The organism is Limosilactobacillus walteri, from assembly GCF_014830205.1.
Lineage (GTDB): Bacteria > Bacillota > Bacilli > Lactobacillales > Lactobacillaceae > Limosilactobacillus > Limosilactobacillus walteri.
Window position 1 is genome coordinate 1 of record NZ_QORN01000072.1, and the last position, 597, is coordinate 597.

The 597-nt window shown below is 38.2% G+C and carries 1 protein-coding gene; it reads right to left on the reverse strand.

The annotated features are described in order from the left end of the window. Window positions 1-597, reverse strand: a 597-nt coding sequence (locus tag DTK66_RS10905) for a helix-turn-helix domain-containing protein (RefSeq protein ID WP_191668691.1), incomplete at both ends; no start/stop codon positions are given.

Here is a 597-nt window from a genome sequence, read left to right on the forward strand (position 1 = left end):
CTTTTCTAGCTGAGCCCTTAATAAGCGATTTTCTGCCTTGAGTCGGTCAACTTCCGTCCACTTCTCTTCTGGCTTAGCTTTGCCTCGGCGATCACGAAGTGATTCTGGGTCATTACCGCTTTTGCGATACTTTTGATACCAGCCATAAACTTGTTGGTAACTAATATGGTACTTTTCAACTGCCCAATTGTAGTTCACATCATGCTTAATCAACTCTTCAATGATAGTAAGTCGTTCTTCAAAGTCAGTCTTTCGTCCACTCATTTTTGAATCTCGCTTTCTTGGCGTATAGGCCTTTAAGTTAGATTCATTATACCGGATAATCCATTGTTCTAGTTGCCTTTGAGATCGTAAACCGTGTTTTATCGCAAATAAATCTAATGCCTCATCTGTTTGTTGATATTGTTCAACCAATGAGTTTTTAAATTCTTTAGAGTAGCTTTGATTATGATGACTTGTTTGAAGTCCTGGCATTCCCTGATACTTGTATAGAAGACTCCACCGCCTGATAGTTTTTTGGCTAATCTTGTACTTAGTTATTACCTTATGGATTCCATTTCGTAAAACTTCATTGAGGATTAAGAGTTTTTCCTCTGC